Raw genomic sequence first — 18224 nt, 5'->3', positions numbered from 1 at the left:
TCGGGGTGGCCGGATTCGGCGCGACCCCTCAGGATCTGACCATGCGACGGTTCGAAGGACGGGTGGCGTTGGTGACCGGGGCGGCGCGGGGGATCGGCCGGGCCATCGCCGTGCGGCTGGCCGAGGAGGGCGCGGCGGTGGCCCTCGCCGACCGCGACGAAGACGGTGTCGTCGCCGCGGCCGCCGCGATCGGTGCCGGTGCGATGCCACTGGCGTGCGATGTGGTCGATCGCGCCTCCGTCGACGCGGCCGTGTCGGCGGTCATCGCCCGGCACGGCCGGCTCGACGTGCTGGTCAACAACGTGGGCGTTTCATCGGGTACGGCGTTCGAGGAGATCGACGACGCCGCCTGGCGCGAGCAGGCCGGGCCGACGCTGCACGGCGCGGTCCGCTGCGTCCAGGCCGCGCTCCCGCACCTGCTCGCGTCTCCGGTCGGCGGCGCGGTGGTGACGATCGGGTCGATCAACGGCCTGGCCGCGTTCGGCGACCTGGTCTACTCCGCCGCCAAGGCCGGCCTGCAGAGTCTCAACCAGAACCTCGCCGTCCTCTACTCGCGGCGCGAACTGGCGGCGCGGGGCTCGTCGTCGCGCGGCATCCGGTTCAATCTCGTCGCGCCGGGCACGATCCGCACGCCGGCCTGGACCGACGGCGGCCCCGAACGGATGGCCCGGCTCGACCGGCTCGACCGGCTCTATCCGGCCGGCCGGGTCGGCGAGCCGGAAGACATCGCCGCTGCCGTCGCGTTCCTGGCCTCCGACGACGCCTCCTGGATCACCGGCATCGTGCTGCCGGTCGACGGCGGCGCGCTGACCGGCCCGCTCAGCTTCGATTAGCCCGTGTGCTGCCTCACTCCGGCACGGCGAGTTCGCCGAGCAGCGACCAGTCGTCCTGCGGGATCGTGGCGTTGACGATCTTCGGGGTGGCGACGAGATAACCCGGCAGCGTCCGTCGCGCCTCGGCGAAGTGCTCCGACCCGACGTGCGCGGCGCCGGCGTCGCCGTCGCGGAACGCCTCGACCAGCGCGTACTCGGTCGGTTCGTCGAGGCTGCGGTACCAGTCGAACCAGAGGCAGCCGGGCTCGGCCCGGGTCGCCTCGGTGAAGGCGCGGGAGATCGCCGGCCACTGCTCGGCGTGTTCGGGCTTGACCCGGAACTTGGCGGTAATGAAGATCATTCAAAGCCTCCTCGGCGTCGGGCCCGCGCGGGCCGCGCCGGCTCATTGTCCCCAGGTGGGGCCGAGGTGAGTGTCGCAGAATGATCCGCTCACCCGCGCACGCGCGGTCGGGGGCGGCGGGGCCGCCGCGTCGGCGGTGTCACCGAAAACGAACGAAACTCTGGATTCGCGCGTACGGGTCCGGCACTCTGCACGGATGCCGTTCCGTCGCGCGGTCCTCGTCGGCGCCGCGTTCCTGTCGGTGTTCGGCCCGGTCCTCCTGGCCGGCGCCAGCCCCGATTCGGCTACCGCGGCACCTGATCCGGTGCCGCAGGGCGGCAGCGCGGGTTCGGCCACGCAGTTCGCGGCCTGGCCGCCGGCGCTGTCGGCGCCGGCCTGGGTTCCCCGCACGTTCACCGTCGTCGGCAGCGGCGACGTCCTGCTCCACTCTGGACTGTGGCACGACGATTTCCGGGCGCTGCTCAAGGATGTCGCGCCGGTGGTATCGGCCGCCGACCTGGCCATCTGCCACCTGGAGACGCCGGTCGGGCGGCCGGGCGGTCCGTTCTCGGGCTACCCGATCTTCTTGGTGCCGCCGCGAATCGCGCCGGCGCTGAAGAGCACCGGCTACGACGCCTGCTCCACGGCGTCGAACCACAGCATCGACGGTGGGGCCGCCGGTGTCGACCGCACCCTCGACGCGCTCGACGCGGCGGGTATCCGGCACACCGGAACCGCCCGCAGCGCGGCGGAGGCGGCCCGGCCGGCCATCTACGAGATCGACGGCGTACGCGTCGGGCACGTGTCGTTCACGTTCGGCCTCAACGGTCTGCGCGAGCCGGGGGACAAGCCCTGGCTGGCCAACGAACTCGACGTGGCCGCGCTGCTGCGGCAGGCGCACGAGGCCCGGGCGGCCGGCGCCGAGTTCGTCGTCGCGTCCATCCACTGGGGAACGGAGTACGCCCACGACCCGAACACCCAGCAGCGTCAGGTGGCCCGGCAGGTGCTCCGCTCGCCCGACGTCGACCTGGTCCTCGGCCACCACGCCCACGTCGTGCAGCCGTTCGAACGGATCGGGTCGAAGTGGGTCGCCTACGGCCTCGGCAACCACGTCTCGGGCCAGGGCTTCTCCGCCGACACCCGCGACGGGGTGCTGGCGCGCTTCACGGTCACCGAGGTGGCACCCGGCCGGTTCGAGATCACCCTGGCCGAGGCCCTGCCCACCTGGATGCTGCTCGGCGCCGGCCCGGCGCGGGTGCTCGACGCGGCCCGCTGCGCCGCGAGCCACCGCGACCCGGCCGCTCTGCGCCGCGACTGCCGGGCGTCCTGGCGCCGGACCGCCGATCAGGTGAGGCGCGGCGGCGCCGATATCGTCGTCGAGCGCTGAGGTGGCGGGTCAGCCGCTGCGGCGGCTGCCGTAGTTGCGCGGGGGCTGGAAGGTGCCGCCCTTGCCGGTGAAGCCGCCGCTGCTGCCGTGCTGGTGCGACTGGGCGCCCTTGGTCTTGCCCTTGGCGCGGCGCTCGGCCCGGTTGGCGTAGGTCGGTGTCTCGTCGGCCGCCTCTTCGGGCGTCTCGTCCGTCGTGGTGTTCTCTTCGTCGGACATGAGTTTCTCCCGGGTGCCGCACTGCGTGGTCAGGACCAGCCTAACGGCTCGGCGGCGCCCGCCTACTTCTGGATGTCCAAGACCACGCGGCCCGTGCCCGCGCTGTGTTCGGCGAGGTCCTGTGCCTGGGCGATCTCCTCCAGCGGGAACCAGCCCGCGATCGGGTAGACCAGGTCGCCGGCGACCAGGGCGGCCGTCAGGTCGTGCGCGGCGGCCTGGTTGGCCGCCTCCGGGAAGTCGTCGTTGCTGAGGAACTGGACGGTGATGTTCTTGAAGGCCAGGTCCCAGTACGGGACGGTCGGCTCGGCCGAACCGGTGGCGTAGGTGGCGATCACACCGCCGTACCCGAGGATCTCCTGGTTCGTGGCCATGTTCGTGTCGAATGCCAACTCGCCACCCGGTCGATCGGTTCCCCGCCGGTCGCGTCGAGAATGCGGGCGGCCACGTCGCCGCCCTGGGTGTCGACCACGTGATGGGCGCCGGCGGCCAGCGCGGCCTCGACCTGGTCCGGGTTGTGCACGGTGCCGATCACGGTCGCACCGCCGCGCCGGGCCACCGCCATCGCGGCCCGGCCGACCGCACCGAGGGCGCCGGTCACGACCACCCGCTGGCCCTTCACCGGCCCGCTGGCGAAGATCGCCCGGTGGCCGGTGATTCCCGGGATCCCGAGCCCGGCCGCCTGCTCCCACGGCACCTTCTTCGGCAGCTTGACCGCGTGCCGTGCCGGCACCACGGTGTATTCGGCGGCGGTGCCGAACGGCCGGTAGGACTGCGCCAGGTAGACCCAGACCCGCTCGCCGACGCGGGACGGGTCGACGCCCGGCCCGACGGCGTCGATCGTGCCGGCGCCGTCGCCGTGCGGGACGACCCGCGGGTAGGGCATGGTGGATCCCCACCAGCCCTGCCGCTTGCCCAGGTCGCCGACGTGGATGCCGGACACCGACACCCGCACCCGGACCTCGCCGTCGCCGGGGCGCGGATCGGGCAGTTCGCCGACCTTGAGCACCTTGTGCGCCGGACCCTGCTTGTCATACCAGGCGGCCCGCATCAGGCACCGACCGGTTCGTCGGCGGTGGTGCCCTGCTCCGTGCTGATCAACTCGTCGATCAGCGCGAAGAAGTCCGCGATGCCGGGCCGGTCGGCGCCCCGGCGCCGGGACTCGGCGAAGTCGTCGGGCGAGCGCCAGAACACCAGGTCCAGCCACTCGTCCGGGCCCAACCGGATCAGCCGCGCGCCGCGGAAGCCGGCGCGGTGGCTCTCGAAGTCACGCAGCATGGCCGGTCGCGCGGCCAGCAGCGCATCGGCGCGTGCCTCGGGCACGCGAAAACGGGTCAACTCGACGGTCGTCATAGCTCCTCGATTCCTCGCCGGACCCGTGCAAAACTAGTACAAGTTCTTGACTGTCACAAATGATGACTATCACGGGCCCGGCTGCGGCAGATGCTGGGCGCTGCGGCGGACGGACGATAGCGTCGATGGCGAGGCCCCCCGGCTGGAAGTGCTGGCGAGAGACTGGCGATACCAGAGGGGCGAGGCATGACGTACGTGATCGATCGGCTCGACCTGCGGCGGCTGGCCGGCGAGGTGGCCGGACCGGTGCTGGCTCCCGGCGACGACGGATACGATCCGGAGACCGCCATCTGGAACCAGTCGCTGGTGGAGCATCCGGCGGTCGTGGTCGGCGCCACCTCCGCCGACGACGTGCGGGCCGCCATCCGGTTCGCCGCCGCGCACGACCTGCCGGTCGACCCCGTCGCCACCGGCCATGGCGCGCCGATGGCCAGCGACGGCGCCGTCATGATCAACCTTCGGCGCCTCGACGACATCAGTATCGACGCCGACGCGCGCACGGCGACCATCGGTGCCGCCGTGCGGGCCCAGCCACTGGTCGACGCGGCGGCGCGGGAGGGCTTGGCCCCGCTGGCCGGCTCGTCGCCCAACGTCGGGGTCGTCGGCTACGCCCTCGGCGGCGGGCTCAGCGCGACCCTCGGCCGCAGCTACGGCTGGGCCGCCGACCACGTGCGCTCCGCCGACGTCGTCACCGCCGACGGCGAGTTCCGCCACGTCGAGCCGGACCAGGAACCCGACCTCTTCTGGGCGATCCGGGGCGGCAAGGGCAACTTCGGCGTGGTCACCTCGCTCACGATGGACCTGGTGCCGATGACACAGCTCTACGGCGGCGGCCTCTACTTCGCCGGGGACGACGTCGAGCCGGTGCTGGCGGCGTTCCGCCGGCTGCTCGCCTCGGCTCCGCGGGAGATGACGCTGTCGTTCGCGTTCATGCGGTTGCCGGACGCGCCGGCCGTCCCGGAACCGCTGCGCGACCGCTTCACCTTGCACGTGCGGATCTCCTACCTGGGCCCGGCGGCCGAGGGCGAGCGGATGATCGCCGACCTGCGCACCGCCGCGCCGGCGCTGGTCGACACGGTCGCCGAGATGCCCTACACCGGTTTCGCCTCCATCCACGCCGATCCGGTCGACGCGGCACCCACGTACGAGATGTCGTCGTTGCTCGGCGATTTTCCGGCGGAGGCGGCCGACGCGCTGGTCGCCGCCGCCGGCCCGCGGGTCGACCTGCCGATCGCGATGATCGAGCTGCGCCAGTTGGGCGGCGAGCTCGCCCGCGAGCCCAGCCTGCCGAGCGCCGTCGGCAACCGCGACGCCGGCTTCCAGCTCTTCGCCGGCGCGTTCGGTGGGACCGGTATGGGTGAGCGGTTCCGCGCGCCGCTGACCGCGCTCTCCGACGCGATGGCACCATGGGCGACAGGCGGAAAACAGGCCAACTTCCTCACCGGGTACGACACGTCGCCGGAAGCGGTCGCCCGCGCCTACGAGCCGGACATCTTCCACCGGCTCGTCGAGGTCAAGCGCGAGTACGACCCGGGCAACATGTTCCGCATCAACCACAACATCAGACCGGGGCGGTAGGCATGGAAACCTGGGACGCGATCCGCGCACGACGCAACGTCCGCGCCTACACCGACCAGCCGGTGTCCGATGCGGACCTGACCCGGATCGTCGAGGCCGGCTGGCGCTCGCCGTCGGCGTCCAACCGGCAGCACTGGGACTTCGTGGTGGTCACCGACCGGGCCCAACTGGTCGACCTGGCGAGCACGTGGCAGGCGGCGGGCCACATCGCCGGCGCGGCGGCGGCCATCGCGCTGGTGCTCCCGGAGCCGAGCGCGCCGCTCGACCTGTACGACCTGGGCCAGGCCACGTACGCGATGATGCTGGCCGCGGCCGACCTCGGGATCGGCACGGGCCACTCGTCGGTAGGCGACCACGCCAAGGCCCGGGCGATCCTGGGCGTGCCGGAAACCCACGACGTGGCCTACATGCTCGGCGTCGGCTACCCGGCCGACCGGCCCCTGCGCCCCATCCGCAGGCCCAACCGCCGCCCCTTCGACGAGGTCGTCCACCGCGGCCGCTGGTGAATCACGAACTGGTCGCGCAGGTCGAGCACGCGCCTGATCGCCACGTTGCTGACGTAGGCGCCGGGCTGGAACTGGACGGTGATCAGCGACCGGCCGCGGTCGTCGTACCAGAGCCGCGACCGTCCCACTCTCAGTCGACGCGCAGGTCGGCCAGCGCGGCGGCGAGGTCGGGTTCCGCGTATTCGCGGGGGTCATGGTCGGCGACCGTGACCACGTAACGGTCCTGGCCGGTGGGCAGGCCGGCGAGGCGGAACGAGAACCGGCACGTGCCGGCGTCGGGCGACCGCGGGTCGGTCAGGATCCCGGACGCCCGGCCGTCGTCGGTCATGACGACCACCAGGGCGCCCTCGACGATGTCGGCGTGTGCGCCGGTGCCGGCGCAGCCGCCGTCGGGGTCGCGGGTGAAGGACGCGCTGTTGCCGAGGATCACCGTGCCGGCGAGCATGACGCTGCTCGGGCCCGGGCTCGCCAGGAGTGCCGCGATGTCGGGTACGGCTGGTGGCGGCGGGCTGGTGCTGTTGTTGACGAACATCGAGACCGCGAGCACGAGGCCCACCAGGCCGCCGGCCCACATCCAGATCGAGCGCCCGGTGGTTGGTGCCGGATCCGACGGCTGCACGAGTCCCCCCATGGTGGTGATGACGGTCGGGGAGGAGTGTCGCGGTCGATCGATGATCTTCGCAACCCCGTCGGGCTACATCAAGAAAATTAACTATCAGCGGTTGACGCCTTAAAAAAATGAAGGTACAAATCAATCCAGGTAAGCGGATGGGACCAGGGGGCGGAAGAGATGGACTGGCAGGAGCTGACCGACCTGACCCGCGGGCAGCCGTTCGCGGTCGAGCGGGTCCGGCTGGCCGGCAGCGGCGTGGTGATCGAGGGGCAGTTCGAGCCGCCGCAGTTGGCCCAGCTCGGCATCGACGACCAGGTGTTCGTCGCGGCGTTCGTGCGTTCGCACGGTTCGATCAAGGAGATGGAGCGGATCTTCGGGGTGAGCTACCCGACGATCAAGGCCCGGCTCAACCGGATCGCCGAACTCCTCGACTTCGTCGACACCGAGCCGGCACCCGCCGGCGGCGACGTCGTCGAGCGGCTGCGGCGGGGGGAGATCAGCGTCCAGGAGGCGCTGACCGAACTGGAGGGGTCGCGATGATCCCGCAACTGGTGACCCTGCGCATGAACCGCCCGGGCGGGCGCCGTCCGCTGCGGCTGTTCATCCCCGTCCTGCCGGTGCTGTTGATCCTGTCGCCGCTGCTGCTGCTCGCCGTGCTGGCGGGCGCGGTCGCGTGCCTCATCTTCCGGGTGAGCGTGTTCGGCGCGCTGCGCGGCATCGGGCACCTGCTGTCCGCGCTGCGTGGCACCCGGATCGAGATCGAGCAGGGCCACACGGCCGTGCTGGTCAGCCTCAGATAAGTCAACGGGGAGGAACGAGTCATGAACGAGCAACGCCGCCAGGTGCTGCAGATGCTGGCCGAAGGCAAGATCACCGCGGACGAGGCCGAGCGCCTGATAGACGCCCTCTCGGGCGAGGAGGCCGAGGCGTCGCCGTCGCGGCCCAAGGCACGACCGAAATACCTGCGCGTCCTGGTGATGTCCGACGACAACTTCGGCGGCGACGGGAAGGGCCGGATCAACGTCCGGGTCCCGCTTCAGCTGCTGCGTGCCGGGGTGCGGCTCACCGCCCTCATCCCACCGCAGGCGCTGACCCAGGCCAACGCCGAGTTGAGCAAGGCCGGGGTGCCGATCGACCTCACCCAGCTCAAGCCCCAACACATCGAGGAGCTCATCGAGCACCTCGACGAGGTCACCATCGACGTCGACCAGCCCGACGCCAAGGTCAAGGTCTTCTGCGAGTGACACCGCGGGCCCGCCCGAACCACGGGGTCGCGCGGGCCGGCTGACCGGGCGGTGGTATCACCGCCCGGTCAGCGGTTGGAGAGCCGCCACCGCCCCTCGGAGACCACCTCGACCACGAAGGCGGTCTCGTCGTCGACCGCGTAACAGGGCGTGCCCAGGGCCTCGGCCCATTTCTCGGCCTCGGCCATCGAGTTGCCCGGCATGCCGTCGGGGGCCAGGTGTGGGCAGATCGAGAAGTCGACGATGCCAAGCATTTCGTCGCCGCCGGCCCACTGGCGGGAGCGCGCGTTGCCGGACCTCGCCGCGGACGATTACCGCGTGGGCATCAACTGGAGCGGGCCGACGCTGACCGGATGGGGCTTCACCGTCGAGGAGGTGCGGAACCGGCTGGCGTTCGCACTCGGCGAACCTGACTGATTCGGCTTGACCTTGACGCAGCGTCAACCCTCCATGCTGGGTGCCATGAGCGTCCCTTCGACAACCGGTCAGGCGCAAGCGCCTGCGATCCAGGTGCGTGGCCTGGAGAAGTCCTACAAAGAGGTGCGCGTGCTACGCGGCGTCGACTTCGACGTGGCGCGGGGCAGCATCTTCGCCCTGCTCGGCTCCAACGGCGCCGGCAAGACCACCGCGGTGCGGATCCTGGCGACGCTGCTCAAGGCCGACGCCGGCAGTGCCCGGGTCAACGGTTTCGACGTCGCGGGCCAGGCCGCCCGGGTGCGCGAGTCGATCAGCCTGACCGGGCAGTTCGCGGCGGTCGACGAGATCCTCACCGGCCGGGAGAACCTGGTCCTGATCGCCAAGCTGCGGCACCTCAAGGACCACGGCGCGATCGCCGACGACCTGCTGCGGCGGTTCTCCCTCACCGAGGCGGGCGGGCGGCGGGTGGCCACCTACTCCGGCGGCATGCGACGCCGGCTCGACATCGCGATGAGCCTGATCGGCAGCCCGCCGGTGATCTTCCTCGACGAGCCGACGACCGGCCTCGACCCGGAAGCGCGGGTCGAGGTGTGGCAGGCCGTCAGGGAACTCGCCGCGGGCGGCACGACCGTGCTGCTCACGACGCAGTACCTCAACGAGGCCGAGGAGCTCGCCGACCGGATCGCGATCCTCCACGAAGGACGGATCATCGTGAACGGCACGCTGGCCGAGCTCAAGGCGCTGCTGCCGCCGGCCGAGGTCGAGTACGTCGAGAAGCAGCCCTCCCTCGAAGACGTGTTCTTCGCGGTCATCGGCGACAAGAAGTAGAGGAAACGACAATGACCACGGCTTTCTTCGCCGACACCGCCGCACTCACCGGCCGCACCATGCGGCACGTCACCCGCAGCCTGGACACGATCATCACGACCGCGATCACCCCGATCGCGATGATGCTGCTGTTCGTGTACGTGTTCGGCGGCGCGATCGACACCGGATCCGTGTCCTATGTGGACTACATGCTGCCCGGCATCCTGCTCATCACGATCGCCTCGGGCGTCGCCTACACGGCGTTCCGGCTCTTCACCGACATGCGGGGCGGCATCCTCGACCGGTTCCAGTCGATGCCGATCGCCCGGTCGGGCGTGCTGTGGGCGCACGTCCTGACGTCGCTGGTCGCCAACGTTATCTCGGTGGTGCTGGTCGTGCTCGTCGCCCTCGTGATGGGCTTCCGCTCGGGCGCCGGCGTGCTGGCCTGGCTCGCGGTCGCCGGCATCGTGATCCTGTTCACCCTGGCGCTGACCTGGCTGGCCGTGATCCCCGGGCTGACCGCGAAGACCGTCGACGGCGCGAGCGCGTTCTCGTACCCGCTGATCTTCCTGCCCTTCATCAGTTCGGCGTTCGTGCCCACCGCCACCATGCCCGGCCCGGTCCGCGCGTTCGCCGAGAACCAGCCGGTGACCTCGATCGTCAACACGATCCGGGCCCTGTTCACCGAGCGACCGGTGGGCGGCGACATCTGGGTGGCCCTCGGCTGGTGCGTCGGCATCCTGGTCGTCGCGTATGTGTTCGCCAACATCACCTACCGGCGCAAGGTCTCCTGACGACCGGGAGGGCAGGATTGAACGATGCTGACGATCGGACAACTGGCGGCGTACGCCGGCGTCACGGCGCGGACGGTGCGGCACTACCACCAGATCGGGCTGCTGCCCGAGCCGGAGCGGGACGCGTCGGGTTACCGCCGCTACGGCGCGAAAGCGGTGGTGGCGCTGATCAAGATCCGCACCCTGGCCAACGCCGGCGTGCCGCTGTCCGAGATCGGCGACCTGCTCGAGGCCGACGCGACGACCTTCGCGGAGACCGTCCACCGGATCGACCGCCAGTTGAGCGACGAGATCGCCCGCCTGGAGACCAGCCGCAAACAGATCGCGCAGCTGTCGACCGGAGACAGCCTGGCGCTCCCGTCGGAGGTGACCTTCTATCTCGACCGGCTCCGCGACATCGGAGCGTCAGAGGCGATGGTCGAGGCCGAACGCGACGCCTGGATCCTGATCGCGGTCCGCTGGCCCGATCAGATCCGCGCGATGATGCCCAGCAAGCTCGCCTCGCTCGAGGACCCGCGCATCGTCCGGCTCTACCGCCTCCTGTCGGAGCTCTTCGACAGCGACGCCGACGGAGACGACCCGCGCGTGGTGGAGGCCGCCGACCTGATGGCCGGCATGGCCGACGAGGCCTACGCCGCGGGTGAGCTCGACGGCGGTGGGATCGCCTACGACGACATGTCGTTCGACCTCCTGGACGCGTTCGCCGCCGAGTCCGACCCGCGCAGCCAGCGGATGGTCGAGCTGATGCGGGAACGCGGCTGGTCCGGGTGGATCCGGACGGAGCGCCTGCCGGGCCGGTCCGGCTAGCAGCCCATACCCGCACGAGGTTCTCCGACGAACGGGTGGCCGCGTGCGGACCAGCCGCTAGGCTCGTTCAGGTGACCGCTCGGATCCTCGTGGTCGGTGCCGGCGCCACCGGCGGCTACTTCGGCGCCCGGCTGGCCCAGGCGGGCCGCGACGTGACCTTCCTGGTCCGGCCCGGCCGGGCCGCGCAACTGGCCGACCAGGGCCTGCGCGTGCGGGAGCCCGATGAGCGGGTCGACCGCGTCGACGTGCGGACGGTCGTCCAGGACCGGCTCGCCGAGCCGTTCGACCTGGTGCTGCTGGCCGTCAAGGGCTACGCGCTCGACAACGCGATCCGCGACATCGCGCCGGCCGTTGGCCCCGCGACCACGATCGTGCCGTTCCTCAACGGCATCGCGCACATCGACCGGCTCGTGGCCGCGTTCGGCGCCGGGCGCGTCTACGGCGGGGTCTGCTACGTCGCCACCACCCTCACCGACGACGGTGAGATCGTGCGCCTGGGTGGGCTGGTGGAACTGCGCTACGGTCCGCTGCCCACCGGCGACGGTGCCGGCGGCGAGCGGGTGCACGAGGCGCTCGCGGGCGCCGGGTTCAGCTCCGAGCTGTCCGGCACCATCGAGGCCGACATGTGGGAGAAGTGGATCTTCCTGGCCTCGGTGACGGCGGTGACGTGCCTGGGCCGCGGGACGGTCGGCGAGGTGAACGCGGTGCCGGGCGGCAAGGAGTTCGCGACCGCGGTCGTCGACGAGGGGAGCCGGATCGCCGCCGCGGCCGGCTTTCCGCCGCGCCCCGAGGCCAACCGGCGGCTGCTGGGCACGGTGACCGAGGTGGGCGCGTCGACGACCTCGTCGGTTTATCGTGACCTGCGGCAGGGCCGGCGGGTCGAGAACGACCCGATCATCAGCGACCTGGTGCGCCGCGCCAAGGCGCTCGGCGTCGCCGCGCCGCTGTTCGCGGCGACCGACGTCAACCTGGCCGTCTACCAGCGCGGCCGTTGACGTTTCCCGCCGCGTCTGACACCGTGGCTCACTGTGCGGGATGGGTAACCGACAGTTGTTCGCCTGGGCCGCGGCCTGCGCCGGCGGTCGGGTCCGGGGCGTGCGGGCCCTGCACGCCGGCGACGGCCCCTGGTTGGTGCGGCTGGAGTCCGCCGAGGTCGTGCTGAGGGCGCCGACGCCGCGGATCGACGGCGACATGATCGCCACCAACGTCGCCGCACTTCTCGCCGCCGACCGGCATTCCGTGCCTGCCCCGCGGCTGCTCGGCAGCGACCTCTCCGGCCGGGTCGCCGGCGTGCCGGCGAGTGTCGAGACGGTCGTGCCGGGGTCCAGCCACTGGCCGGCCCGGCTCGACGCCGACCGGCTCCGCGCGGCCGGAGCGGCCCTCGCGCGGATCCATCGGATACCGCTCGCGCCGTCGGATGCGCTGCCGGCGCGTCCCCGGCCGATCGCCGTCGACGACTTCGCGCGCGAGCGGCGGCTGGGCCGGATGGCCACGACGCCGTTGCTGGACCGCGCAGCCGAGTTGATCGCCGATATCCAGCCGACGGCGCCGGTGTTCGTCCACGGTGACGTGTGGCCGGGCAACATGCTGTGGAGCGGTGCGGAATGCCAGGCGTTGGTCGACTGGAAGACCGCCGGCGTCGGCAGCCCCGGCGTCGACCTCGGGGAGTTGCGCAAGCAGGTCGCCTACGTCAACGGCCCGGACGCCCCGCGGTTCGTGCTCGACGGCTGGGAGCGAACCAGCGGCACCCGCGCCTCCGACGTGGCCTACTGGGACGCGGTGGCCGCGCTGAACACCCCGACCGCGTGCGACCCGCCTGAGCACACCCCCCGCCGCGACGGGTTTCTCCGGGCCGCGCTGGCCCGGCTGTGAGGTTCACGACGCGAGCGTGACCGCGACCAGGTCGCACCATCTCGCCCGCGCTCCCTCGCGCGCCGCCGCGTCGAACGCCTCCTCGCCGAGCCGGTCCCGGGCGGTCCGCTCGATCCGGGTCACGTCCGGGTGGGAACGGTCCGGCAGGCCGCGCACGGTGGCGCTCGCCGCGAGCAGCCGGGCGGCCTGCTCGGGCTGGTCGCGGCGCAGCGCGAGGTCGGCGATCCCGCCGAGCACCTGGGCGATCAGCGGCGCGTATCCGGTCTCGGTCGCCGTGCGGAAGGCGGCGTCGCGGTGGTCACGGGACTCGTCGAGGTCATCGGCGAGGTAACCGAGCAGATCGTGGGCCACCGCGCGCACGTACGTGCGTTCGGCGTCCTCACCCAGCATCGCGGTCGCGACGTCGAGCTGCCGGCGGGCCTGCTCGGCGTCGCCGCACCAGCGCGCCAGTTCCGCCTTCGCCAGGGCCAGTTCGGCCAGCGCGTTGGGCCAGGAGACCCGCTCGGCGTAACGCTGCGCCTCGGCCATCGCCGCCGTGCTCGAGCCGGGGTCGCCGGCCAGCCAGTGCAGCTGGGCCTGCCGCGAGCGCATCGACACGAGGTCTTCACCGGCGCCGACCTCGGCGACGACCGCGATCGCCTGCTCGTAGTGGTCGCAGGCGGCCGCGAACTCGCCGCGCGTCGCGATCCGGTTCGCCAGCTCGGTCAGGGCGAACGACGTGCCCCACCGGTCGCCGAGCGTGCGGAACTCGGCGAGCGCCGTCTCGAGGTAGGTGTCCGCGTCGCGGCCGTCGTGGCCGAGCATGATGCGCAACCGGCCGAGGTGCAGCCGGGCCAGCGCGGCCAGCCACGGATCCTCGTCGGTGAGCAGCGCCTCGAAAGCGGGCGCGGCCGACTCCGGCGCGTGCAGCAGGCGTTCCAGCGCCGCGACGAACCGCAGCGCCCGGTGCTGCCGCGGGACGCGCTGGCTGATCTCGTAGGCCTTGCGGATCCACTCGTCGGCCTGCTGCTGGTCGCCCGGCCCCCAGGCAGCGAGATCACGAACAGACCGACCCGCGTGTACGCCGGCGTGCACCGCGCGCGCGTAGACCACGGCCCGGCTCTCGTCGGCCACCTCGCCCGGCAGGGCCGTGGCCGCGGTGATCAGCTCGTTGCCCTCGGCCTTGTGCCCGCCGAGCCACCAGTACCAGCCGGCGGCGGCCGCGAGGCGCATCGCACCGGCGGCGTCGCCGGCCGCCAGGGCGGCCCGCATCGCGCCACCGATGTTGTCGTGCTCGACCTCGAGCCGGGCGAGCCAGTCGAGCTGCTCGGCGCGGTAGAGGTGCGGCTCCGCGGTTTCGACGAGCTCGGTGAAGTAGGCGAGGTGGGCGCGCCGGGCGTGGTCCGACTCGGCGGCCTCGGCGAGCCGCTGTTGCGCGTACTCTCTGATGGTGCCCAACATCCGGTAACGCGGCGTGCGCCCGCCCTCGGCCAGCACCAGCGACTTCTCGGTCAGCGCGGTGAGCAGCTCGAGCACGTCGATCCCGTCGCCCGCGCAGACCCGCTCGGCCGCTTCCAGGCTGGCGCCGGCGGCGAAGACGGAGAGCCGGCGCAGCACCAGCCGCTCGGCGTCGGTGAGCAGCTCCCAGCTCCAGTCGATCACCGCGCGCAGCGTCCGGTGGCGGGGGAGCGCGGTGCGGCTGCCGCCGGTGAGCAGGCGGAACCGGTCGTCGAGGCGGTTGGCGAGCTGGTTGACCGACATCGTGCGCAACCGGGCCGCCGCGAGCTCGATCGCCAGCGGCATCCCGTCCAGCGCCCGGCAGATCCGGGCCATGGTCGCCGACGTGCCGGCGTCGGTCCCGAGGTCCTTGCGCACCGCGCCGGCCCGGTCGCGCAGCAGCTGCACGGCCGGGGCCGCCTCGATCTCGACCGGGCCGGCGTCGCCGTCGGGCAGCGGCAGCGGCGGGACGAGCCAGAGCGCTTCGCCGGTGATGCCCAGCGGCTCGCGGCTCGTCGCGAGGATGCGCAGCCGGCGGCACTCGCCGAGCACCCGGTGGGCGAAGGCCGCCGCCGACTCGATGACGTGCTCGCAGTTGTCGAGGACCAGCAGCATCTCGCGGTCGCGGATCGCGGCGACGACGCGGTCGGTCGGGTCCGCGCCGGGCGCCTCGCCGAGCAGTGCGTCGCGCTGGCCGAGCCCGGCCAGCGTCGCCTGTGCCACGTCACCGTCGGAGCCGATCGCCGCCAGCTCCACCAGCCAGGTGCCGTCGGGCAGGTCGCGCAGCAGCGTACGCGCGGTCTCGTTGGCAAGTCTGGTCTTACCGGAGCCGCCCGGCCCGATCAGGGTCGTGAGGCGGTGGTCGGCGACCAGTTCGCGGACCGCGGTGACGTCGGCGGTGCGGCCGACGAAGCTGGTCAGCTCGGCCCGCAGGTTGGTACCGCGGGCCTGCTCGCGGGGCGCGAGTTCGCCCCGCAACAGCGCGACGTGCAGGGCGGACAGGTCCGGCGACGGGTCGACGCCGAGGGTCTCGGCCAAGGCTTCCTTCGCGCGCTCGTAGGCCAGCAGGGCCTCGCTGCCGCGGCCGGCAGCGACCAGGGCCCGCATCAACGCGGCTACGAGCCGTTCGCGCAGCGGATGTGCGGCCACCAGGTCGCTCAGTTCGGCGACCAGGTCAGCGCCGGTCTCGGTGTCGAACCGGTCCTCGACGGCGGTCAGGTGCAGCCGTTCGAGCCGGGTCACGGCCGCGCCGAGGGCCGTACTGTCCGGCAGGCCGACGTCCTGCATCGGTGCGCCGCGCCACAGTGCGAGCGCCGCGCGCAGCGGCACCGGGTCCCCGGTCTCGCGCGCCTGGCCGACGAGGCGCTCGAAGCGCACGGCGTCGACGGCGTCGGGCGCCACCGCGAGCCGGTAGCCGCCCGCCTGCGCCTCGACCGAGCCGTCCGGCAACACCTTGCGCAGGCGGGAGACCAGGCGGTGCAGGGCGCTGGGCGCGTCGGCGGGTGGCTGCTCGCCCCAGATCCAGTCGACGAGCGTCGCGTTCGACACCAGGTGGCCCGGCTCGAGGGCGAGGGCGACCAGGAGCGCACGCAGACGGGCGCCGGGCACGTCGGCCAGGGCGCCGTCGTCGGTGCGTACCTCCAAGGGTCCGAGGATCTTGATCTTCACGCGGCCGATCCTGCCACGGCCGGCTTGTGTCAGACCCCTGGGCCACACTGCTGGCATGACGTTGACGACCCGAATGCTCACGCCGGAGACGTGGGACGACTTCGCCGCGTTGGTCGAGGCCAACAACGGCGTGTGGGGTGGTTGCTGGTGCATGGGTTTCCACCCCGAGGGGGTCGGCGCCGGGCACACGGCGGCGGGGAACCGCCAGGCGAAGCGCGACCATGTCGCCCGGGGCACGGTCCACCAGGTGCTGGTCTACGACGGCGACCGCTGCGTCGGTTGGTGCCAGTTCGGGTCGCCGCCGGAACTGCCCAACATCAAAAATCTGCGGGCGTACGAGCGGGGGGCCGACGAACCGCCGTCGTGGCGGATCGGCTGTGTCTTCACCAACTCCAAGGATCGCGGCAAGGGCGTCGCGGCCGCGGCCGTCGCGGCGGCCCTCGACGAGATCAAGGCGGCCGGTGGCGGCGTCGTCGAGGCCTATCCGGAGCAGACCGAGCAGCGCCCGCCGCAGCGTGGTGCCTTTCTGCACACCGGCCCGGAGGAGCTCTACACCCGCTACGGCTTCACCCGGGTCCGCAAGATCGCGAAATGGCGGTGGGTGATGCGCGCGACCGTATGAATCAGCCCGCGGTGCGGGCGGTGACCAACCAGGCGCGCGAGTCGAAGTAGACGCCGTCGCCGGTGTCGTGCGCCGCGATGACGTCCCGCAACCGGTCGCGTGCCCGCTCGTCGTCAGGCTTCCACAGCCGGAGCACGTTGTCGCAGGCGGCCGCGGTGTCCCGGCCGTAGTAGGCCGGCTCGTGCACGTCGGTGAAGCTGACCTCGGCGAAGCCGGCGGCCGTCAGGATGCGCTCGGTGACGGCCGGGTCGGCGAGGGCGAACGCGTTCGGGCCGTTGGTCGTGGCGGCTTGGCCGAACATCGTCGTCCACTCGTTGCGGTCGGCGGGTTGCCAGACGAGCAGCACGAGGCGACCCTTCGGGCGCAGGGCGCGCCCGATGTTGCCGAACGCGGCGACCGGGTCGGCGAAGAACATCGTGCCGAAGCGGCTGAGGCACACGTCGAAGCGCCCCGGTGGAAACGGATGCGTCTGGGCGTCGGCCTGTTCGAAGCTGACGTTGTCGAGCCCCGCGCTCAGCTTTCGGGCCCGTTCGAGCATCGGCGCGGAGATGTCGACGCCGAGCGCGTGGCCACCGACGGCCGCCTGTGCGGCCTCGCGGGTGGTCTGCCCGGTGCCGCAGCCGATGTCGAGCACCCGGTCGCCCGGTCCGACCCCGGCGGCGGCGCGCAACCGGGCGTTGTGTGGCCTCAGTTCGGCGTCGTAGTCGAACAGGTCGGCCATGCTCGTTCCTCCTCGCGCGCGGCCGGGTCAAGCCCGCTGCTGGCTTCCTTGCGGGTGGCCGGGTCTGGGTCGCTGGTGGCTTCGTCGTGGGGCGGCGGGGTCAGGCTCGCTGGTGGCTTTGTCGTGGGGCGGCGGGGTGTGGGTCGCTGGTGGCTTTGTCGTGGGGCGGCGGGGTGTGGGTCGCTGGTGGCTTCCTACCACCGCCCGGCGGTGCTCGCACGTCAGCTGCGCGGCGGGAGCTGGCGGGTGGCGCGGTGGCGCCCCGGAGTCGTGCCGACGATCGCGGCGAAGGCGGCGATGAAGCTGCTCGGGTTGGACCAGCCGCAGGCGTGCGCGACGCGGGTCGTGTCGTGGCCCTCGGCCAGCAGCACGAGCGCGTGGCAGATGCGCAGTTGGGTGCGCCACTCGTAGAACGTCATGCCGAGTTCGTCGTGGAAGAGGCGGCTCAGCGTGCGGGCGCCGGCACCGACCTGTCGGCCGAGCGCGGCCAGCGGGCTGTCGTCGGCGGGGTTGTCGTCGAGGATGCGGGCGACGGCCCGCAACCGGTCGTCACGCGGCTCGGGCAGGTGGATCGGCTGCTCGGCCGCCTCGCGGAGTTCGTCGACCAGCACCCGGTGCAGGCGGGCGCGGGCGCCCGGGTCGAGCTGCCGGGTGCCGGTGAGGGTGAGCAGGAGCTCGCGGGCGAGGCCGGAGGCGAGCAGCACGGTCGGGTGGGCGGGTGCCAGCCGGGCCAGCGACGGCGGCAGGAAGACGATGCGCATGTCGGTCTCGCCGTGCGCGCGGTGGTGATGCGTGGAACCGGCCGGGATCCAGGCGACCCGGTTGGCCGGGACGACATAGGTGCCCCGCTCCGTGTGGACCGAGAGAACGCCGCTGACCGCGTAGACGAGGTGGCCGCGCGGGTGGGCGTGGTCCACGCTGCTGCCGCCGGACGGCCAGAAGTGCACGCCACCGGAGGGCCAGATCCGGGATTGGCGGGCTGCGGGCATAACTC

The 18224-nt window shown here is 72.4% G+C and carries 24 protein-coding genes; 14 read left to right on the top strand and 10 right to left on the bottom strand.

The features are described 5' to 3' along the window. Positions 1-41: 41 nt before the first annotated feature. A complete protein-coding gene (locus AB0J74_RS26865; protein WP_363452617.1) occupies positions 42-833 on the top strand; it encodes an SDR family NAD(P)-dependent oxidoreductase in 792 nt (263 codons plus the stop codon). A 13-nt stretch (positions 834-846) separates the two neighbouring features. On the opposite strand, the gene AB0J74_RS26860 is transcribed toward AB0J74_RS26865, so the two are convergent. Then, positions 847-1173: a putative quinol monooxygenase gene (locus AB0J74_RS26860; protein WP_363452615.1), complete on the bottom strand. Its 327-nt coding sequence runs from the start codon at positions 1171-1173 to the stop codon at positions 847-849. 196 nt (positions 1174-1369) lie between these two features. Between AB0J74_RS26860 and AB0J74_RS26855 the strand changes: the two genes are divergently transcribed. Next, positions 1370-2539 carry a CapA family protein gene (locus AB0J74_RS26855; protein WP_363452613.1) on the top strand — a complete coding sequence of 390 codons (1170 nt, stop codon included), beginning with the start codon at positions 1370-1372 and terminating at the stop codon, positions 2537-2539. Positions 2540-2548: 9 nt separating this feature from the next. Here AB0J74_RS26855 and AB0J74_RS26850 read toward each other — a convergent pair whose 3' ends face one another. From AB0J74_RS26850 to AB0J74_RS26835, 4 genes are all read right to left on the bottom strand, one after another. Beyond that, positions 2549-2755 carry a hypothetical protein gene (locus AB0J74_RS26850; RefSeq protein WP_363452611.1) on the bottom strand — a complete coding sequence of 69 codons (207 nt, stop codon included), beginning with the start codon at positions 2753-2755 and terminating at the stop codon, positions 2549-2551. Between the two features lie 62 nt (positions 2756-2817). Beyond that, on the bottom strand, positions 2818-3126 hold the full coding sequence (locus tag AB0J74_RS26845; RefSeq protein ID WP_363452609.1) for a hypothetical protein: 309 nt from the start codon (positions 3124-3126) through the stop codon (positions 2818-2820). After that, positions 3087-3803, bottom strand: coding sequence for a zinc-binding dehydrogenase (locus tag AB0J74_RS26840; RefSeq protein ID WP_363452607.1), 717 nt, complete (start codon positions 3801-3803; stop codon positions 3087-3089). The genes AB0J74_RS26845 and AB0J74_RS26840 overlap by 40 nt, the downstream gene beginning before the upstream one ends. Beyond that, positions 3803-4105, bottom strand: a complete 303-nt coding sequence (locus tag AB0J74_RS26835; RefSeq protein WP_363452605.1) for a hypothetical protein — start codon at positions 4103-4105, stop codon at positions 3803-3805. The genes AB0J74_RS26840 and AB0J74_RS26835 overlap by 1 nt, the downstream gene beginning before the upstream one ends. Before the next feature lie 186 nt (positions 4106-4291). Here AB0J74_RS26835 and AB0J74_RS26830 point away from each other — a divergent pair, with 186 nt between their 5' ends. Next, on the top strand, positions 4292-5683 hold the full coding sequence (locus AB0J74_RS26830; protein WP_363452603.1) for an FAD-binding oxidoreductase: 1392 nt from the start codon (positions 4292-4294) through the stop codon (positions 5681-5683). A gap of 2 nt (positions 5684-5685) precedes the next feature. Beyond that, the gene (locus AB0J74_RS26825; RefSeq protein WP_363452601.1) at positions 5686-6189 is read left to right on the top strand and encodes a nitroreductase family protein; all 504 of its coding nucleotides are present in this window, start codon (positions 5686-5688) and stop codon (positions 6187-6189) included. Positions 6190-6319: 130 nt separating this feature from the next. On the opposite strand, the gene AB0J74_RS26820 is transcribed toward AB0J74_RS26825, so the two are convergent. Then, a complete protein-coding gene (locus AB0J74_RS26820; RefSeq protein ID WP_363452599.1) occupies positions 6320-6820 on the bottom strand; it encodes a hypothetical protein in 501 nt (166 codons plus the stop codon). Positions 6821-6979: 159 nt separating this feature from the next. On the opposite strand from AB0J74_RS26820, the gene AB0J74_RS26815 reads away from it, so the two are divergent. The 3 genes from AB0J74_RS26815 to AB0J74_RS26805 are packed head-to-tail and all read left to right on the top strand — an operon-like array spanning position 6980 to position 8046. Continuing rightward, a complete protein-coding gene (locus AB0J74_RS26815; RefSeq protein ID WP_363452597.1) occupies positions 6980-7342 on the top strand; it encodes a DUF2089 domain-containing protein in 363 nt (120 codons plus the stop codon). Then, positions 7339-7602, top strand: coding sequence for a hypothetical protein (locus AB0J74_RS26810; RefSeq protein WP_363452595.1), 264 nt, complete (start codon positions 7339-7341; stop codon positions 7600-7602). The genes AB0J74_RS26815 and AB0J74_RS26810 overlap by 4 nt, the downstream gene beginning before the upstream one ends. Positions 7603-7623: 21 nt before the next feature. Continuing rightward, positions 7624-8046: a hypothetical protein gene (locus AB0J74_RS26805; protein ID WP_363452593.1), complete on the top strand. Its 423-nt coding sequence runs from the start codon at positions 7624-7626 to the stop codon at positions 8044-8046. A 68-nt stretch (positions 8047-8114) separates the two neighbouring features. Here the strand turns inward: AB0J74_RS26805 and AB0J74_RS26800 are convergent, their stop codons facing one another. Beyond that, entirely contained in the window at positions 8115-8300 is a 186-nt protein-coding gene (locus AB0J74_RS26800) for a hypothetical protein (protein WP_363452589.1), read from the bottom strand. Between AB0J74_RS26800 and AB0J74_RS26795 the strand changes: the two genes are divergently transcribed. From AB0J74_RS26795 to AB0J74_RS26770, 6 genes are all read left to right on the top strand, one after another. After that, positions 8290-8463 (top strand): hypothetical protein, encoded by a 174-nt coding sequence (locus AB0J74_RS26795; protein ID WP_363452587.1) that lies wholly within the window; start codon positions 8290-8292, stop codon positions 8461-8463. The two genes, AB0J74_RS26800 and AB0J74_RS26795, sit on opposite strands and share 11 nt — an antisense overlap. Positions 8464-8508: 45 nt before the next feature. Continuing rightward, on the top strand, positions 8509-9291 hold the full coding sequence (locus AB0J74_RS26790; RefSeq protein ID WP_363452585.1) for an ATP-binding cassette domain-containing protein: 783 nt from the start codon (positions 8509-8511) through the stop codon (positions 9289-9291). 11 nt (positions 9292-9302) lie between these two features. Beyond that, the gene (locus AB0J74_RS26785) at positions 9303-10064 is read left to right on the top strand and encodes an ABC transporter permease (protein ID WP_363452583.1); all 762 of its coding nucleotides are present in this window, start codon (positions 9303-9305) and stop codon (positions 10062-10064) included. 24 nt (positions 10065-10088) lie between these two features. After that, the gene (locus tag AB0J74_RS26780; protein ID WP_363452580.1) at positions 10089-10871 is read left to right on the top strand and encodes a MerR family transcriptional regulator; all 783 of its coding nucleotides are present in this window, start codon (positions 10089-10091) and stop codon (positions 10869-10871) included. Between the two features lie 71 nt (positions 10872-10942). Further along, entirely contained in the window at positions 10943-11866 is a 924-nt protein-coding gene (locus AB0J74_RS26775) for a ketopantoate reductase family protein (protein ID WP_363452578.1), read from the top strand. 40 nt (positions 11867-11906) lie between these two features. Continuing rightward, on the top strand, positions 11907-12743 hold the full coding sequence (locus AB0J74_RS26770; RefSeq protein ID WP_363452576.1) for an aminoglycoside phosphotransferase family protein: 837 nt from the start codon (positions 11907-11909) through the stop codon (positions 12741-12743). 3 nt (positions 12744-12746) lie between these two features. Here the strand turns inward: AB0J74_RS26770 and AB0J74_RS26765 are convergent, their stop codons facing one another. After that, a complete protein-coding gene (locus tag AB0J74_RS26765; protein WP_363452574.1) occupies positions 12747-15887 on the bottom strand; it encodes a BTAD domain-containing putative transcriptional regulator in 3141 nt (1046 codons plus the stop codon). A 55-nt stretch (positions 15888-15942) separates the two neighbouring features. On the opposite strand from AB0J74_RS26765, the gene AB0J74_RS26760 reads away from it, so the two are divergent. Further along, entirely contained in the window at positions 15943-16509 is a 567-nt protein-coding gene (locus AB0J74_RS26760; RefSeq protein WP_363452572.1) for a GNAT family N-acetyltransferase, read from the top strand. Position 16510: 1 nt separating this feature from the next. On the opposite strand, the gene AB0J74_RS26755 is transcribed toward AB0J74_RS26760, so the two are convergent. Both AB0J74_RS26755 and AB0J74_RS26750 read right to left on the bottom strand, forming a co-directional pair. After that, positions 16511-17230, bottom strand: coding sequence for a class I SAM-dependent methyltransferase (locus AB0J74_RS26755; RefSeq protein ID WP_363452570.1), 720 nt, complete (start codon positions 17228-17230; stop codon positions 16511-16513). A gap of 221 nt (positions 17231-17451) precedes the next feature. Further along, entirely contained in the window at positions 17452-18219 is a 768-nt protein-coding gene (locus AB0J74_RS26750; protein ID WP_363452568.1) for a helix-turn-helix transcriptional regulator, read from the bottom strand. Positions 18220-18224: the final 5 nt, after the last annotated feature.

The sequence above is a fragment of the Asanoa sp. NPDC049573 genome (genome assembly GCF_040676615.1).
GTDB lineage: Bacteria > Actinomycetota > Actinomycetes > Mycobacteriales > Micromonosporaceae > Asanoa.
Note: the sequence above shows the minus strand (reverse complement) of the source record. Positions and strands in the feature narration are given on the sequence as shown.

Excerpts from the sequence above, each read along its gene's own strand:
- AB0J74_RS26865 (WP_363452617.1), top strand. The coding sequence starts at position 42 with ATGCGACGGTTCGAAGGACGGGTGGCGTTGGTGACCGGGGCGGCGCGG.
- AB0J74_RS26760 (WP_363452572.1), top strand. The coding sequence starts at position 15,943 with ATGACGTTGACGACCCGAATGCTCACGCCGGAGACGTGGGACGACTTC.
- AB0J74_RS26815 (WP_363452597.1), top strand. The coding sequence starts at position 6,980 with ATGGACTGGCAGGAGCTGACCGACCTGACCCGCGGGCAGCCGTTCGCG.
- AB0J74_RS26795 (WP_363452587.1), top strand. The coding sequence starts at position 8,290 with ATGCCAAGCATTTCGTCGCCGCCGGCCCACTGGCGGGAGCGCGCGTTG.
- AB0J74_RS26780 (WP_363452580.1), top strand. The coding sequence starts at position 10,089 with ATGCTGACGATCGGACAACTGGCGGCGTACGCCGGCGTCACGGCGCGG.
- AB0J74_RS26750 (WP_363452568.1), bottom strand. The coding sequence starts at position 18,219 with ATGCCCGCAGCCCGCCAATCCCGGATCTGGCCCTCCGGTGGCGTGCAC.
- AB0J74_RS26850 (WP_363452611.1), bottom strand. The coding sequence starts at position 2,755 with ATGTCCGACGAAGAGAACACCACGACGGACGAGACGCCCGAAGAGGCG.
- AB0J74_RS26825 (WP_363452601.1), top strand. The coding sequence starts at position 5,686 with ATGGAAACCTGGGACGCGATCCGCGCACGACGCAACGTCCGCGCCTAC.
- AB0J74_RS26860 (WP_363452615.1), bottom strand. The coding sequence starts at position 1,173 with ATGATCTTCATTACCGCCAAGTTCCGGGTCAAGCCCGAACACGCCGAG.
- AB0J74_RS26845 (WP_363452609.1), bottom strand. The coding sequence starts at position 3,126 with ATGGCCACGAACCAGGAGATCCTCGGGTACGGCGGTGTGATCGCCACC.
- AB0J74_RS26855 (WP_363452613.1), top strand. The coding sequence starts at position 1,370 with ATGCCGTTCCGTCGCGCGGTCCTCGTCGGCGCCGCGTTCCTGTCGGTG.
- AB0J74_RS26805 (WP_363452593.1), top strand. The coding sequence starts at position 7,624 with ATGAACGAGCAACGCCGCCAGGTGCTGCAGATGCTGGCCGAAGGCAAG.
- AB0J74_RS26835 (WP_363452605.1), bottom strand. The coding sequence starts at position 4,105 with ATGACGACCGTCGAGTTGACCCGTTTTCGCGTGCCCGAGGCACGCGCC.
- AB0J74_RS26840 (WP_363452607.1), bottom strand. The coding sequence starts at position 3,803 with ATGCGGGCCGCCTGGTATGACAAGCAGGGTCCGGCGCACAAGGTGCTC.
- AB0J74_RS26810 (WP_363452595.1), top strand. The coding sequence starts at position 7,339 with ATGATCCCGCAACTGGTGACCCTGCGCATGAACCGCCCGGGCGGGCGC.
- AB0J74_RS26755 (WP_363452570.1), bottom strand. The coding sequence starts at position 17,230 with ATGGCCGACCTGTTCGACTACGACGCCGAACTGAGGCCACACAACGCC.
- AB0J74_RS26820 (WP_363452599.1), bottom strand. The coding sequence starts at position 6,820 with ATGGGGGGACTCGTGCAGCCGTCGGATCCGGCACCAACCACCGGGCGC.
- AB0J74_RS26785 (WP_363452583.1), top strand. The coding sequence starts at position 9,303 with ATGACCACGGCTTTCTTCGCCGACACCGCCGCACTCACCGGCCGCACC.
- AB0J74_RS26790 (WP_363452585.1), top strand. The coding sequence starts at position 8,509 with ATGAGCGTCCCTTCGACAACCGGTCAGGCGCAAGCGCCTGCGATCCAG.
- AB0J74_RS26770 (WP_363452576.1), top strand. The coding sequence starts at position 11,907 with ATGGGTAACCGACAGTTGTTCGCCTGGGCCGCGGCCTGCGCCGGCGGT.
- AB0J74_RS26830 (WP_363452603.1), top strand. The coding sequence starts at position 4,292 with ATGACGTACGTGATCGATCGGCTCGACCTGCGGCGGCTGGCCGGCGAG.
- AB0J74_RS26800 (WP_363452589.1), bottom strand. The coding sequence starts at position 8,300 with ATGCTTGGCATCGTCGACTTCTCGATCTGCCCACACCTGGCCCCCGAC.